Genomic DNA, 15,944 nt, shown 5'->3' on the forward strand with positions numbered 1-15,944 from the left:
CTGAATCACGAAGCCGTAAGTTAGGGTTTTATTCATGATAATTTGACTACTAACAACGTTTACGTATTTACCTAACCAACTTTTGTTGCTACATTAAAGAACTGAATATATTTGGTTCGCCTTATGTCGCTCTATCAGCTCAAGTCTCAATTTCAAGATCAATTGCGTCCCATTAGCGATGCATTGGTTGAGCAAAAGGTTACCGCTAACCAAGTGACCGTATCAGCCATCTTATTGAGCCTTGGTACGGCGTATGTCATTGCTAAACCTGCGCAAAATCAGCCTAGACTCTGGTTGCTGTTGCCATCATCTCTCTTTGTACGCATGGCGCTCAATGCGATCGATGGCATGATGGCACGCGAGCATGGGCAAGCTTCTAAACTTGGCGCAGTGCTTAATGAAGTGGGCGATATCGTGGCTGATACGGCGCTTATCGCAAGTCTTGCCCCGCATGTTGCGAATGATAATGCGCAAGCGTCGACAGTCAATTTACCAAACCGTATATCAATCCATCAGCCACATATTGTCGGTCTAATCGTGCTTAGTATTGGCACTGAATTGCTAGCGATACTCAGTAATAAAAGCTTAGGCGTTCGGGCGAATCAAGGGCCTTTGGGCAAAAGTGATCGTGCTTTTGTGCTCGGTGTGCTTGGCACTGTTATGGCAATTAAAGCACCGATCGCGCTATCTCATATGAGAGTAGGGCAATTATTTATAGTCACAGAGGCGCTGCTACTAAAAACCTGTCTCAATCGACTGCGTTATATGGCAGACTTATACTTGATGCGTAAACCACCTGTGCTACGCTCAAACCGTTTAGACAGTCTTGAGTCAATACCAGAATCATCGTATCAATCTATTTCGTCTATCGATTGCCAAGCGATTATTGATCAACCTGATACGCTATCTCCCAATACCTTTTCATCAAATTTTCCTTTATTAAATGCCCATCTATCAAACTCTGCTGCTAAAACGTCCCTTTTGGAGTCCCAGACAATGCCTGCTATTTCTAAAAATCCCCAGTCTACCAATGCCAAAGCTGCCCCAAACAAGGTTAGCGATGACCTTCATCTATCATCGTCTGAAGTTGTTAGCGGTGAAAGTTGCTACAACGCGTATGATGGCACGGCAATCTATTATCGCTATTGGTTGACGATGCCTTTAGAGAATGTCAAACAAGCCAGTCAGCAACACACACAACAGCGCCAAGTCATTCTATTACATCGTGGTCACGAGCATTCGGGACGCTTAGCAGAACTTGGGGAACAATTTGCAAAAGCTGGCTATCAAGTATTTGCTTGGGATGCGCGCGGTAATGGGCGCTCGGGTGGTATCAAGGATCATGCCGAAAGCGTCACCGAGCTGGAGCGCGATTTAGACGGTTTTGTGCAACTGGTTATGGGGCAAACGGGCATTGCTATTACCGATACATTAATCGTCGCCAGTAGTATCGGCGCAGTACTCGCAGCAGCATGGGTACATGATTATGCGCCAAATATTCGCGGGATGATATTGGGTACGCCAGCGTTGAGTATTCGCTTGTACATGCCATTTGCCATACCATCGCTAAAGGTAGCTCGCGCGCTTGGACTGATGTCACGCGTGAGCAGCTACGTCAAGGCGCAAGTCTTAACGCATGATAAAGACGCACAGCAAGCTTATAATGCCGATCCGCTGATATCGAATAGCATCTCGACCGACTTGCTCATCGATACGCATGCAACGGGTCAACGCTTGCTCGATGATGCGGGTGCTATCACCGTGCCAACCTTTATATTATGTGCGGGTAAGGATTACGTGGTCGATAAACAGGCAGAGCGCGATTTTTATGAGGCCATCAATACCACTGATAAACGCTGGCAATTATATCCAGATAGCTACCATGCAATATTTCATGAGACCAATAAAGCGGACGTCTTCGCGGATTGTATCGATTTCGCTGAGCAGGTATTCAGTACTGATGTTAAAGCGCCTGATTTAAGCGCGGCTCATCTTAATAGTGCCAGTAAAGATAAAGTTGACCGCTTAGCGATTAAACCCTTTAATCCAAGCTTTGCCATCACTCGATTTGCCATGCAAAAATTTGGTCATGTCAGCGACGCGATTGCCACAGGACTGGAGCATGGATTTGATTCTGGTCATTCGCTTGATCACGTGTATTATAATCAGCCCAGTGGTCAGAATAAATTTGGTCAGGCGGTCGATAAGTTTTACTTAAGCAATATTGGCTGGCAAGGGATTCGTATCCGCCGTGAGCATATATTAGAGCTGGCACGTGAAGCTTTAGCGGATATTGAAGACAAAAACCAGAGCAGTAAACCATACCAACCAAAACTACTCGATATCGCTAGTGGACATGGCTTTTATGCCTTTGACTTATTGACAGAGTTTGAAAGCTTATATGCTGAGCTACGCGATTATGAGCAGCATAATATCCAAGCCTTACAGAAAAAGGCGGAACAGTTAGAGATTGCTGATCGTGTCCTTACTTGTCAAAAAGATGCGTTTGACCCTGCCAGTTATTCTAATATGCAGAAGGGAAGTAACAATGCTAAAGGTCTTGATGATAAAAAATTCGATATCGCTATTGCTTCTGGGGTTTTTGAATTATTTTCTGATAATACGCTCCCTGCCACTGCATTGGCGGGTATTTATGACCGTTTAAAATCGGGTGGTTATTTACTTTATACCAATCAGCCGTGGCATCCTGAGCAGGAATTTATCAGCAAAACCCTAAACAATCATCGCGGTAGCAGTTGGGTGATGCGCTGTCGCTCACAAGCGGAAATGGATCAATTGGTTGAGAATGCTGGTTTTAAGAAAGTCGCCATGCGTATCGACCGTTTTGGTATCTTTACCGTGTCGCTAGCGATTAAAACAGCACCAAATGCTGCTCAGTGATAGATGGATAATAGATGAGTGATAAAAGTGCCAAGCCTTATGAGCGCGTCCAGCTGTTTTCAGGGGGCGGCTCCCGTTTTGGCTATTATTTAGGCAGTTATGCAGCATTGGTTGCCCATGATTTGACGCCAGATATCATCGTCGGCACTTGCGGTGGTAGTCTTTCGGCTTATTTGGTCAATCTAGCGCCTGACCCCAAGGATTTGCAGGAGCTCATGTGCAGTCGTGAATTATATCGAGTCATTACTGCAATCAGACATGTCGCGCCAGATGAAGCCAATAAACGTTCGAAAATACGTTATATGACGCAGGCACTAAAACGCTGGCGCTTGTCACGGCAAGTTTCTAACCGCCAAAAACAGCAGCAAGCAGATAGCTACGAGCGACTATTAGATGAGTTGCAGCAGTTAGCGATGTTTCGGATAGATAACGAGGGACAATGGCTCGATGAATTGTCTCGTTTTTCGCCCCAGCAGAATAATAATTCGTTTAATACCGCCGCACCAGAGATAGCCATTATTGCCAGCCGACTACATAAAAATTCCAGTCAAACATCTAATCAGATGCCTACTGCTGATAATTCTGTTCACGATGAGTTTAAGTTGCAAGAGTTGTTATTTGCACCACCGCGTTTGGCAGCATCAGAATACTTTGATGAAATACTTGATTCACCTGCACATACGTTTGCCGATAGGCGTATTCATCAATCAGTAAATGTCGTAAAGCAGTGGGGATTTAATTCAGCGGTTCGTGCTTCTATGGCAGATATGTATTATCTACCACCGACGCTTATAGACAATTTAGGTTGTTGCTTAGGCGGGGTAATTAATCTCACGCCCGTTGAGCTGGCGTGTCAGTTAGGACAGACTGTATTTGCAGAGACCAAGGCAGGTTATGATTCATGGCTGGCGGCACCAGCGATTCAGCGCGTTTTTGGTTTTGACCCCAATGAGCGTTTGGCACAAGTGCATGGTTATCAGCCAATGGAAACGTCATCACTTGTGGAGTCAGAAAGAAATAGCCGTCAATTGCATTGGTTACCCTTTGCAGATAATGGCCAACAGTTGGCAGGACAGCATGTACAAAAGCGTTTTAATATCAGGCAAATGACCGTTGAACTCATTCACAGTGATTATGATGGCTTTGTACAGCAAATGCAGGCGCAGTGGCAGTATGGCTATCAGCGTACGGTCAACTATATACAACAGCATGGGCTATGAACTCGCAAATGAAAGACCTTACACAATCTACTTCAACTCATCAGCCATCGCATATCATCGTCTTTGGTGGTACGAGCGGACTTGGCTTGGCATTGGCGCTGCATCATCAGGCGCTTGGCTGGCAGGTGAGTGTCGTTGGCCATAGTATGGAGAAAATAACCCATATCAAAAAGCAACACTCTAATATCAATACTCATTGTTGTGATTTAACGGATAGCGTGCAAACACAAAGTTTGTTAGAGAGCTTGTCAGATGTTAGTTTTCAAAGAGTGATTTATAGTGCGGGCAGTTACACCAATGAGCGCGTCCACCATCTTAGTCAAGTGGACAGCGATCAAATGCTAGCGATTAATTTGCAAGCGTTTGAGCAGGTTTTTAGATGGGCAAGTGAGCAGTTAAAGCGCCAAAGCTATCCATCAGATTTCAACGAAAACAACAGACGAAGCCTGATTTGTATCGCCTCTATCGCCGGTATTATGGATTATCCTTATACCAGTCTTTATGCCAAAAGCAAACGCGCGATGATTGCGATTGCTAGCGCTTATCGAGCGGCACTTTCGCCTTATCATATTCAAGTCAACTGCATCGCCTCGGGCTATATCGATACCCAAGCCTTACGCGATTTAAATAACGGTGATGCCAGCCATAAGCCCTTTATAATGACGACTCAAACAGCAATTGACCATATCATGCAAGCGATTGATGAGGATGTTGAGCTAGCCATATTTCCACGCTCCATGCGCTATATTACTCGGGCGCTCAATCATTTACCTAAGCCTGTGCTTAACTGGATATTGCGCAGTAAATTGGATAAACCTAGTTGATATAGTCAGTCCTAAATAAAAGAAAGACAACTATTATAACGTGCTACTGGTATCCATTTTTCTTGTTTGCTGTGCCTACGCCGACAGAGGCTGCGAATAAATCATCCCAGTAGCACTATATTCTTTTAAAAGCGGATCGACTATAACCGCTTAGCCGAGCAGCCAATAAAACAAGGTAAATAGCGGCACACCAATGAGCAAGCTATCCACTCTATCTAATACGCCGCCATGTCCGGCAAGCATCGTACCCGTATCTTTTACCCCGTGCTGACGTTTAAAGGCGGATTCTAATAAGTCTCCAGCGATACCACTGACCGCTAAGCCATAAGCGGCTAATGAGCATACCAACCAACTAAACGGCGTGAGCCAAATGCCTAATAGCGTTGCCAATACTGCCGCGAGCATACTACCGAAAAGAGCGCCCTCGATACTTTTATTCGGGCTAATGGTTGGGGCAAGACCGCGCTTAAACAGCTTGTGACCAAGCAATTGTCCACATAAATACTGGGCAATATCATTAAATTGACTGGCGAATAATACAAAAAATAAAACGCCATACTGCTCGCGTTGCCAGATTAATTGTTGTAAGGCAATGAGACTGATAATCAGTGCGATAAAAGCAAAACTAAAGACTAGGTCTAATAGATTTAAACGTGTGTAAGCTTGAGTAGAATGGTTAGGAGTTTTGCTAAAAGGCTGAGTATTTGCTTGTAAACCGCGCGCTTGGAGCTTGTTAATCAGCACAGCTTTGTTGCGCAGACACCATAAGCGTTTGATCTCATAACAGCCACGCAGGCCAATTAAGACGAAAAAGGCGATGAGTAACCACTGGTATGGGTAGGTAGGAGGCTGTGAGGGCTGGCTATTATCAGTTATCTTAGCGATAACATAACAAGCGCAAAGCGCTGCTAGCATCAGCCACCACGAGCGGGCAATCAGATAAATTTTCGGTAAGCGCTGACGCAAGCGAGGTAGGGCAAGCATTGCCCACGTCAAACTGACGACCATCATAAGTCCGATCACAAACTGTAAATCAGTAGCCATATTTTTAGCACTTTGAGGTCAATAAAGAACGGCAATTTACCGTTTTGTCATGATTAGAGTGGCAACCTTTAATTGCTGTTAGACGTTAGCAACTGTATGTGTTAATCCAACTTCTGTGTTATCGATTATAGGCTGAACCAACCAACCAATGCCACCCTCTTTGTCACCTGCTTTGTCATCATCTATCAACTTCGATAATGGCGCAATCACACTGGTCCGAGGTGTAGATGCCAAATGTGGATAGTCTTGACGATAATGACCACCGCGACTCTCATAACGCTGATAAGCTGACTGAATAACCAATGTGGCTAATTGTAATTGTCGTGCTAACTGAAAGTATCTCAGGTTGGCAAGGGTAGGTGTATCGCTCTTACTCTCACTACTGAGGTTGGTTGAATGAGACTTGAGGTATCTAAGCTGGTGCTGCCAACTTTCTATCTGTATTAAGGCTTGTTCTAATTGCCCAGCCCTGCGAGTAATGCCCATATTATTGGTCATCAATATCTTTAGCTGTGCGGTTATTTCGCTAATGTCAGCCTCTATATTGCAATTGTCATTAACATTGTCATTAACATTGTCATTCGCCTTGCTTCCATATGAAGGAGATGCAGGTAAATTAGACAGTGGTAGTATGACGGCCTGAGCGTCTTTAAGCGTTGGTGGTGTCCAAATAGTAGTCCCTGATAAATTTAAGTGATCATAAATGGCAACGGTATCTAGATTTTCTAATGCTTTCAAATAGTGCGGCAAGTCAGCAGCGATATTGCGCCCAACCACCACGCATTCCAAAAGTGAATTACTCGCCAAGCGATTCGCACCATGCAGACCAGTATAGGCAACTTCGCCTGCAGCATATAAACCTATCACATCGGTCAAACCATTGGCACAGGTTATCACACCGCCACAACTGTAATGAGCGGTAGGGGCAACGGGGATAGGTCGTTTCGTGATATCGATGCCAAGCTCTAATAGTGTTTGATAAATCTGTGGAAAGTGCTCTCGTAAAAATTGTTCTGGTAAATGGCTGACATCCAAATGCACGTAGCCAAGACCATTATTACTGATCTGCTCAGCGATGGCGCGCGCGACGATATCGCGTGGTGCCAATTCCGCTCGCTCGTCAATCTCTAACATAAAGCGCTTGCCAGTTTGCGGACAAGTCAGCCGTCCACCTTCACCGCGTAGTGCTTCGGATATTAGAAAGCTACTGTCATCTAACGCTAAACCGGTCGGATGAAATTGGATAAACTCTAAATTTGCTAAGCGGCAGCCTGCTTGCCATGCCATCATAACCCCGTCGCCGACACAGACATTTGGCGCGCTGGCACGTTTAAACAGTTGCCCCAAGCCACCACTGGCTAAGACAACGGCACGACTGTGAAACGTAAGCTGTCGTTGATGAGTATGATCAAAAACAAGCGCCCCTTGGCATTGCTTATTTGGATTGGCGCTATTCGTTAAAAGGCTGAGCGCCTCATGAAACGGTAAAACATTAATGTTGCTTGCCGCTTTTACCTTTATTGTTAAAGCTTCCATAATGTGTCGACCAGTCGCGTCATCCGCATGTGCGACCCGCCTACAACCATGTCCGCCTTCTTTGGTTAAATGTAAGTCGGCAGTTTGTAATTCAGTCTGTAGTTCGGTGACAGGTTTTGCATTATCTGCTTGCGGTATCTGGGTAAAAGGAACCCCTTGCTCGCACAGCCATTGCACTGCTTGTTGTCCGGCACTTAAAATGCTACTGGTATTGTCAGCTTCGCATAGGCCTGCGCCAGCGATTAGAGTATCAGCGATATGGTCAGCGACAGAGTCCTCTTTATCCAAGCTTGCTGCGATACCGCCTTGGGCATAATGACTGGAGCAAACCTCCAAGCTGGCTTTGCTGAGTACGGTAATATTCAGTGATTTTGGTAATGCTAGAGCCGTGCTTAAGCCTGCTAATCCCGCACCAATAATAAGCACATCCGTTTGTACCATAGCAGCAGGGCTATTAGCACCTAATAATTCCGCTGTAAATACCGCGCTCATATTAGGCAGCCCCGACATTGGCGAACAGCTCGCGGTCTTTGACAATATCGCCGCTCGCTGCCACACGTTGCTTTTGCGCTTCGGCAAAATCAAGCATACGTTGCAAGGGCTTTTTAGCCGCGACTGCCAGCTCAGGCGTCATTAATACCTCACCGCTATGATGCGTTAAGCACTGCTCAATACCTTTTAGGCCATTCATTGCCATCCATGGGCAAAACGCACAGCTTTTACAGCTGGCGCTTTCACCAGCCGTCGGTGCGGCTAAGAAGCGTTTGTTTGGCGAGCGCTTTTGCATTTCATGCAAGATGCCCAAGTCGGTGGCGACGATAAAGGTATCGGCATCCATCTCATAAGTTGATTGCAACAGCTTACTGGTTGAGCCGACCACATCGGCCAGTGCTACGACGCTATCAGGTGATTCAGGGTGTACCAATACTTTGGCATCTGGATGATCCTCTTTTAATTGCAGCAGCTCGGTCGCTTTAAACTCGTTATGTACGAGGCACGAACCTTGCCAGAGCAGCATATCTGCGCCCGTCTCTTTAGCAACATATTTACCCAAATGGCGATCGGGGCCCCAAATAATTTTTTCACCATTCGCATGCAAATGACGAATGATGTCGATGCCAACCGATGACGTAACTACCCAATCGGCACGGGCTTTCACAGCAGCACTGGTATTGGCATAAACCACGACGGTACGCTCAGGGTGAGCATCACAAAAGGCCGAGAACTCATCAGCAGGGCAGCCCAAATCGAGCGAGCACTCGGCTTCCAAGTCTGGCATCAGTACGGTCTTCTCCATACTTAAAATTTTGGCCGACTCACCCATAAAGCGGACGCCTGCGACCACTAGGGTTTGCGCACTATGCGCTTGTCCAAAGCGCGCCATCTCGAGTGAATCACCCACGCAACCGCCAGTTGCTAATGCCAAATCCTGAATAAAGGGATCGACATAATAATGGGCGACCAATACCGCATTATGTTCTTTCAACAATTGCTTGATATTTTCTTCAACCGCAAGCCGTTCAGCACGTGGTAAGTCTGCTGGCATTTTAGCTTTGGCATATTCAACATTCATTTGAGTGGCAATGCGAGTGTCATTGCTCATGATGGGCGCGTCGTAAGGATAAGTTTTCATAAATGCAAACCTTTTAGGCAGTAACGACAAGCAATATGTCGCGAAAAACAAGTCAATTAGAGACAGCTGGCGAATCAGATGTTTTAATTATGCTCATTTTGAGCATAAATACAAGTATTTTTTATAACTTGATTTCAAAATAATATTTATTTTTACAGAATTTTCCTAGGGCGTGTCCTCATTTTAAAAATGGTGATAAAAATGAGGTGAATTGCAGTCAAACAAGGAAAATAGTGCAGACAATATCGAGATATTACCTAGCTATTTGACGATGCTTGGCAAGATTTAACCGTTTTTAGCCCATTTAGATTGCTATCGGTTGAATTGAGGACACGCCCTAATGATTGTTGGTATCCAACTCTTTCAACCCCTTATAATTACAACCGCAGGCTATGATAGTTTTAGATTCACGTTATACTGAGCACTATTGTTAGAGTTGCATATGACGAGCTCATCATTCCATTCATATAATCAAAGGATCGTTGCTAAAGTCATGACGTTGTCTTATTCACATGCACATCAACAGGGAAGTGGTACCACTGAGGTGGTCGCGGTGTTAGTTGCGATTACCGACCACAGCGCCCGGGTCTTAACAGTGGATCAAGGCAAACTCTTGCCCAATGGCCCTTTGATGCCGTTGCATCGCTCCTTGCAAGCAGGTGTACGGCAATGGGTGGAAGAGCAAACGCAGCAGCCGCTTGGTTATCTAGAGCAGTTATATACCTTTGTCGATACCAATAGACGCAATGTTGACGGTCATGCACTGGTGTATGTGAGCTATCTGGGTCTGGTGCAAGAGACACAAATGCAAGCACGACAAAGTCAGGCATTGTGGCGAGATTGGTATGATTATTTCCCATGGGAAAATCACTTGAATGGTACGCCTAGCATCATTTTGGATTATATTGTGCCAGCGTTATTGAACTGGGCAAACGCTGGGTCTGATGAGATCATTCAGCAGCGCCGCCGTCAGCGTATTGGCTTATGCTGGGGCTTAGCGGCAGCGCCTATCGTTGACGGTACAGATACAGAAAATGCTAGCGAAGTAAGTCATGACAAAGCTTATGAGAGTAGAGAGTGGGTCGCTGAGCATGTCCTGCTGCGCTATGAGATGCTGTATGAAGCAGGGCTGATACCTGAAGCACCGACTTATCCACCTAGCTATTCATCCGATACGCAAAGCAAGTTGCCAGCCGATTGGTCGCAGCTGATTGGCGTGCCCATGTATTACGATCATCGTCGCGTGATTGCCACTGCTATCTCTAGATTGCGCGCAAAGATTGAATACCGACCGCTTATTTTTGGTTTGATGCCAGACGTTTTTACCTTGTCACAATTACAACAAAGCGTTGAGGCGTTATCAGGAATGCGCCTGCACAAGCAAAACTTTCGCCGATTGCTAGACTCGCAAAACTTAGTGGTACCGACGGGGCAGAGTAGTAGCGCCCAGCGCGGTCGCCCTGCCAAGCTTTATCGTTTCCGTCATGACATCGAGCTACAAAGCTTGCTAATGGACAGCAAATTGCCTAAACGAAAATAGAATCAACTGCATAAGTCTTCCTATACTGACGCTAAATACTCATATCAATGCTAAATCAGATTATTTGATTTTATAAATTTGCCCTCTTTTCTTGCGAGGCTTTGCACTTTGCGCTATATTTATGCTCATTTTGAGTTTAAATCATTAAAATTTATATAAGGGTTAAAGATGACAGTTGCACGAGAGCCAGCGTTGGATGAAGTATTGCTTAAACCCTTGGTTGAGGCTGCCCTAACCGAAGACTTGGGTCGACGCGGAGATGTCACATCACAAGCCACCATTCCCGCCGATATGCAGGCGCAGCTCCAGATTAAAGCGCGGCAAGCCGGCGTGATATGTGGTATGGACTTGGCGCGTTTATCGTTTGCCTTGGTTGATGCACAGATAGCGTTCATCGCTCAAGTTACCGATGGTGAGAGAGTTGAAGCAGATACGGTATTGGCTATCGTGCGTGGTAATGCGCGTCATCTATTGACGGCAGAGCGTACTGCATTGAACTTTATGACCCATCTGAGTGGCATTGCGACGGCAACACGGCAGATTGTTGACAGTGTGGCAGAGTATCCGGCGCAAATTACTTGTACGCGCAAGACCATTCCTGGCCTGCGTATCCTCCAAAAGTACGCGGTACGCTGCGGCGGTGGTCGCAATCATCGCTTGGGCTTAGATGACGCCATTTTAATTAAAGACAATCATATTGCTATCGCTAGTGATATCAAGACCGCTATTCAACAAGCGCAAAATTTCGCTGGGCATTTAATTCCCATTGAAGTAGAGGTGGATACGCTAGAGCAATTAGCGCAAGCACTAGACGCTGGTGTGAGTTTGGTGCTATTAGACAATATGTCCCCTGAGATATTGTCGCAGGCGGTGGCCATGTGTAAAGGTCGTGCCAGAACAGAAGCCTCTGGCGGCATCACCCCTGAAACGGTGCAAGCAGCCGCAAAAACGGGCGTTGATTTTATCGCTATGGGCTATTTAACGCATAGCACTACTGCGCTAGATATTGGTCTGGATTTTAGCGCGTAGTTTTCAATACCCCTGTCTTAACACGACTTGTTTAACCATTAGTCTTCATCAGATTATCCACCCACTAAATGACTGCTGAGCGGTCGGGGGTCAGCCACTATTTTCGCTGATATACTGGTGTCAGAAAGGTAAGCAAAGTTAATGATTTAATTAGCTTATCTGCCTATGCTACAATGCCACTGCTAACCGCCTATTGGGTCATCGTTGCACTCGCACGATGGCCTTATCTTTTTGCCCAAGTTTTATCGATAGACAAGCGAGCGCTCAGTGAATACTGAAATCATCAAAATTATCTTAGCTTTTGTGGTGTTGATCAATCCGTTTAGCGCCTTGACGTTATTTTTGGACTTGACTCGTGGTTATTCAATGAATAATCGCCGCAAAGTGGCACGCGTTGCTTGCTTGACTATTTTTATTACCATCAGCTTTTTTACGATAGCAGGTGAAACGCTACTAAAAGCTTTGGGTATCTCTATCGGCTCGTTCCAGCTGGCGGGTGGTATATTGGTATTTTTGATTGCCTTGAATATGATGAATGGCGACGGGAATCCCGTTAAGCCTGACCAAGAAAACTTCGATGTCGATCATGTACAAGACTCGCCACCGACGATGGCTGCTGCAGTAGTGCCATTGGCGATCCCTATGATGATTGGACCGGGTGGTATCTCCACAGTTATTATTTATTCTTCACAAGTTTCTGGTATTTTGCGGGTATCAGCGGTATTAATCGCCGGCTTATTAATCAGTCTCTTTTGTTATTTGGCATTGATGGCAGCAGGTCGTATCAGCCGTCTATTGGGTGATACTGGGCTTAATATTATGAGCCGAATCATGGGGATGCTACTGGCTGCGGTCTCTATCGAAATTATTGTCAGTGGACTTCGCACCTTATTTCCCGATTTAGTCTAATGGCTTATTTTTTCGACATTTCATTTCCAACATTCCAACTATCATTCTCAGGCCATTTAGGCTCTTGCGTTCAGATTGAGCACACGCTCTAGGCTGTGTAACACATATACAGTCTATCTTCGCTTAGCAAACCCCTCCAACAGTATTAATCCAGATAAACCGATATTTACTGAACACCTTAATGTTACAAGACTAAACTTTGAATAGAGTCTATCTTTTATAGTCAAAATATCTTAAAAAAGCGATGGTATTGCTGATATCAATGTTTTGTAGTCTTTGTCTGCGCAGGCACAGCAAGCAACAAAATTAGATATCAGTAGTACGTGCTGGTTCGATATCACTTTTTACTCACTATAAATGGTAGTTGTGTCTTCAATAATCATTATTAATTACCAAAAGTACTGCCAAAAACGCCATTAATGAAAATATGTTATAATAGATATACATTATTTTTATGGGAGTTAATCTTGAGTAACAAAAGAATTGCTATTTTAGGAGCAGGTCCAAGTGGTTTGGCGCAATTACGAGCCTTTGAAGCGGCTCGTTTAGCTGGTGCGACAGATTTACCTGAGATCATCTGTTATGAAAAGCAAAATGCTATCGGTGGCATGTGGAATTACAGTTGGCGTACTGGATTAGATAGAAACGGTGAACCCGTTCACGGCAGTATGTACCGCTACTTATGGTCGAATGGGCCAAAAGAATGCTTAGAGTTTGCCGATTATTCGTTTGATGAGCATTTTGGTGAAGCAATCCCCTCATACCCGCCACGTGAAGTCCTAAAAGACTACATCATGGGTCGTATCGATAAGCAAGACATTCAAAAGTACATCCGTTTTGAATGCCCAGTACGTTGGGTATCATTCGATGATGAAACGCAAAAATTCACCGTGACGGTGATGAATCATAAAAGCGGTGAGCAAGAAGTTGAAGAGTTTGATTACGTCGTGGTTGCGACCGGTCATTTTTCCACACCAAACATGCCTTACTTCGAAGGATTAGAAGCGTTCCCCGGTCGTATTCTACACGCCCATGACTTCCGTGATGCACTAGAGTTTAAAGATGAAGATATCTTACTGATTGGCAGCAGTTATTCAGCCGAAGACATTGGCACCCAGTGCTATAAGTATGGCACCAAATCAGTCACCATTAGCTATCGCACACAAGCGCTAGGTTATGACTGGCCAGAAGGTATTAAAGAAGTGCCTTTAGTCACCCATTTTGAAGATGATGTGGCGCACTTCGCTGATGGTACTAGTCAAAAATTCGACGCCATCATTATGTGCACAGGCTATTTGTTTCACTTCCCCTTTATGCCAGATGAGTTACGTTTGCAAACGCACAACTGCTTATATCCAGCCAATTTGTATAAAGGTATCTTTTGGCAGCCCAATCCAAAGCTTATTTATCTGGGTATGCAGGATCAGTATTTCACCTTTAATATGTTCGATGCGCAAGCGTGGTATGCCCGCGATGTGATGGTGGGTGATATCGAATTGCCTGATTTGGCGACTCGTGAAGCAGATGAGCAAGAGTGGTTGGCAACTTATGCGAAGTGTGCGACAGTCAGTGATTCGATCGACTTTCAAGCCGCTTATATTCGTGACTTAACCAATGCGACCGATTACCCAGAGTTTGCGGTAGAGAAGCAGGGCGAAATCTTAAAGGAATGGCAAAAAGACAAAGCCGACAATATCATGACCTTTAGAGAAAAGGCCTATCGTTCTACGTTGACAGGTACGTTATCGCCTGAGCTACCAGAGCCTTGGCTGGATGTCCTTGATGATTCCCTAGAGCACTTTTTGAACCTAACCTTTGTTAAACCTAAAAAGCGTAAAAAAGCTTCATAAATAACAAGTGCGAACTAAAAAAGCCAAACACGTTTATACAATATGTTTGGCTTTTTTGCTTTAAAGAAGCAGTGTCATCTTTTAAGCTAAAAATCTGTATTTGTGTAGCTATTTTACGGCTTTGACATATTGGTTTTAATATATTAGCTCTGGTATAAATGCCAAGCCAAATACAACATCAATAACCCTACCAAGGCATCGAGTATGTTCCAAGCTTTTGGCTTGGCAAACAAGGGTCTGAGTAAGCGTGCACTATAGCCTAGCGCGAAGAAGAAAAAGAACGAGGCGCTGACAGCACCAACGGCAAAGGCCAGTTTGCTACTTGCGCCTGTTGAAACCATGCCGACGAGTACCAAGGTATCTAGATAGACGTGTGGATTGAGCCAAGTAAAACCAAAACAGAGTAACAAGGCTTTTTTTAAGCTAGTAACAACTTGTCCATCGACAGTGAGCGCGTGTGATAAGCGCACACTGGCATACAGACTTTGGATGCCATAGCCTAGCAAAAATATGACGCCAGCAATTTTGGCAATATTGACGGCTTGCGGGTACTGAGCCGTGACTGCGCCAAAGCCCGCGACGCCAGCAGAGATTAAAAACGCATCGCTCACTGCGCAGAATAGACAGATAAAAAATATGTGCTCGCGTTTGAGTCCTTGTTTAAGGACAAAGGCATTCTGTGAACCAATCGCGATGATGAGCGAAAGCCCTAGCAAAAATCCAGAGGTGTAGTCGGTCGCATTCATAGTTATTTACTTGGGGTCTGTTAAATATTCAAATATTAGGACTGCTGATCGCTAAAATGGTTCCAAACCTTTTATCAAATCAGGCGTATACCGACGTTAATGTCTAGACCTTAGCGAGGTTTGCAACGACGTTTGGGGCGATTTTAGCATCAGCCTTTCAGGGCAGGACTATTTTTTGCCAATATATTGTGAAATTTTCTAACTTAGAATGACTAAGTGTCCAAAATTTCCCTGCATATTGTCTAGGGCGTGTCCTCAATTCAACCGATAGCAATCTAAATGGGCTAAAAATGGTTAAATCTTGCCAAACATCGTCAAATAGCTGATCAATATCCCGATATTATTTGCGCTATTTTCCTCATTTGACGGCAATTCACCTGATTTTTATCACCATTTTTAAAATGAGGACACGCCCTAAAAAATAGCCACTGCCAGTGCCACATTTGAATGTACAACAGACCCTAATATTAAAGACCAAAACGTTGACGTTTGCTTACTGGCAGCAGGCTAAAAAACTGTTAAGATAAGTCATCGAGTTATTGAATGCAATAGCATCAACTCACAATAGAAGTAGTAAAATTAATAAACTGAGTATAGAGCGATAAGTACTACTGAGAGTGCGGCTGATATTTTATTGTCTGTATAGACGTCGCTGTATGGTAGGTAGGCGTGAGTAATAAATGGGTGAGGGGCAGAGTAAAACATGGTCGTA

General features: G+C 44.7%; 11 protein-coding genes. 7 read left to right on the forward strand and 4 right to left on the reverse strand.

The window, feature by feature from the left end:
• The first annotated feature begins 123 nt into the window (after window positions 1-123).
• The 3 genes from W293_RS16585 to W293_RS0114580 are packed head-to-tail and all read left to right on the forward strand — an operon-like array spanning window position 124 to window position 4,945.
• The gene (locus tag W293_RS16585) at window positions 124-2,901 is read left to right on the forward strand and encodes an alpha/beta fold hydrolase (RefSeq protein WP_025653122.1); all 2,778 of its coding nucleotides are present in this window, start codon (window positions 124-126) and stop codon (window positions 2,899-2,901) included.
• 14 nt (window positions 2,902-2,915) lie between these two features.
• On the forward strand, window positions 2,916-4,121 hold the full coding sequence (locus W293_RS0114575; protein WP_025653123.1) for a patatin-like phospholipase family protein: 1,206 nt from the start codon (window positions 2,916-2,918) through the stop codon (window positions 4,119-4,121).
• Window positions 4,122-4,129: 8 nt separating this feature from the next.
• Entirely contained in the window at window positions 4,130-4,945 is an 816-nt protein-coding gene (locus tag W293_RS0114580) for an SDR family NAD(P)-dependent oxidoreductase (protein WP_025653124.1), read from the forward strand.
• Window positions 4,946-5,095: 150 nt separating this feature from the next.
• On the opposite strand, the gene W293_RS16855 is transcribed toward W293_RS0114580, so the two are convergent.
• The 3 genes from W293_RS16855 to nadA form a co-directional block, all read right to left on the reverse strand.
• Window positions 5,096-5,989 (reverse strand): phosphatidate cytidylyltransferase, encoded by an 894-nt coding sequence (locus W293_RS16855; protein WP_025653125.1) that lies wholly within the window; start codon window positions 5,987-5,989, stop codon window positions 5,096-5,098.
• Window positions 5,990-6,067: 78 nt separating this feature from the next.
• Complete coding sequence (nadB, locus tag W293_RS0114590) at window positions 6,068-8,017, reverse strand: L-aspartate oxidase (RefSeq protein WP_025653126.1); 1,950 nt, start codon at window positions 8,015-8,017, stop codon at window positions 6,068-6,070.
• Window position 8,018: 1 nt separating this feature from the next.
• Entirely contained in the window at window positions 8,019-9,158 is a 1,140-nt protein-coding gene (nadA, locus tag W293_RS0114595; protein WP_025653127.1) for a quinolinate synthase NadA, read from the reverse strand.
• A gap of 493 nt (window positions 9,159-9,651) precedes the next feature.
• On the opposite strand from nadA, the gene W293_RS0114600 reads away from it, so the two are divergent.
• The 4 genes from W293_RS0114600 (at window position 9,652) to W293_RS0114615 (ending at window position 14,486) form a co-directional block, all read left to right on the forward strand.
• On the forward strand, window positions 9,652-10,698 hold the full coding sequence (locus W293_RS0114600; RefSeq protein WP_025653128.1) for an NUDIX hydrolase: 1,047 nt from the start codon (window positions 9,652-9,654) through the stop codon (window positions 10,696-10,698).
• A 168-nt stretch (window positions 10,699-10,866) separates the two neighbouring features.
• Window positions 10,867-11,727 (forward strand): carboxylating nicotinate-nucleotide diphosphorylase, encoded by an 861-nt coding sequence (gene nadC, locus W293_RS0114605; protein WP_025653129.1) that lies wholly within the window; start codon window positions 10,867-10,869, stop codon window positions 11,725-11,727.
• A 267-nt stretch (window positions 11,728-11,994) separates the two neighbouring features.
• Window positions 11,995-12,636, forward strand: coding sequence for a MarC family protein (locus W293_RS0114610; protein WP_025653130.1), 642 nt, complete (start codon window positions 11,995-11,997; stop codon window positions 12,634-12,636).
• Between the two features lie 467 nt (window positions 12,637-13,103).
• Window positions 13,104-14,486: an NAD(P)-binding domain-containing protein gene (locus W293_RS0114615; RefSeq protein WP_025653131.1), complete on the forward strand. Its 1,383-nt coding sequence runs from the start codon at window positions 13,104-13,106 to the stop codon at window positions 14,484-14,486.
• A gap of 143 nt (window positions 14,487-14,629) precedes the next feature.
• Here W293_RS0114615 and W293_RS0114620 read toward each other — a convergent pair whose 3' ends face one another.
• On the reverse strand, window positions 14,630-15,232 hold the full coding sequence (locus tag W293_RS0114620; RefSeq protein WP_025653132.1) for a LysE/ArgO family amino acid transporter: 603 nt from the start codon (window positions 15,230-15,232) through the stop codon (window positions 14,630-14,632).
• Window positions 15,233-15,944 lie beyond the last annotated feature (712 nt).

This window comes from Psychrobacter sp. TB67, assembly GCF_000511065.1.
GTDB classification, from domain to species: Bacteria; Pseudomonadota; Gammaproteobacteria; order Pseudomonadales; family Moraxellaceae; genus Psychrobacter; species Psychrobacter okhotskensis.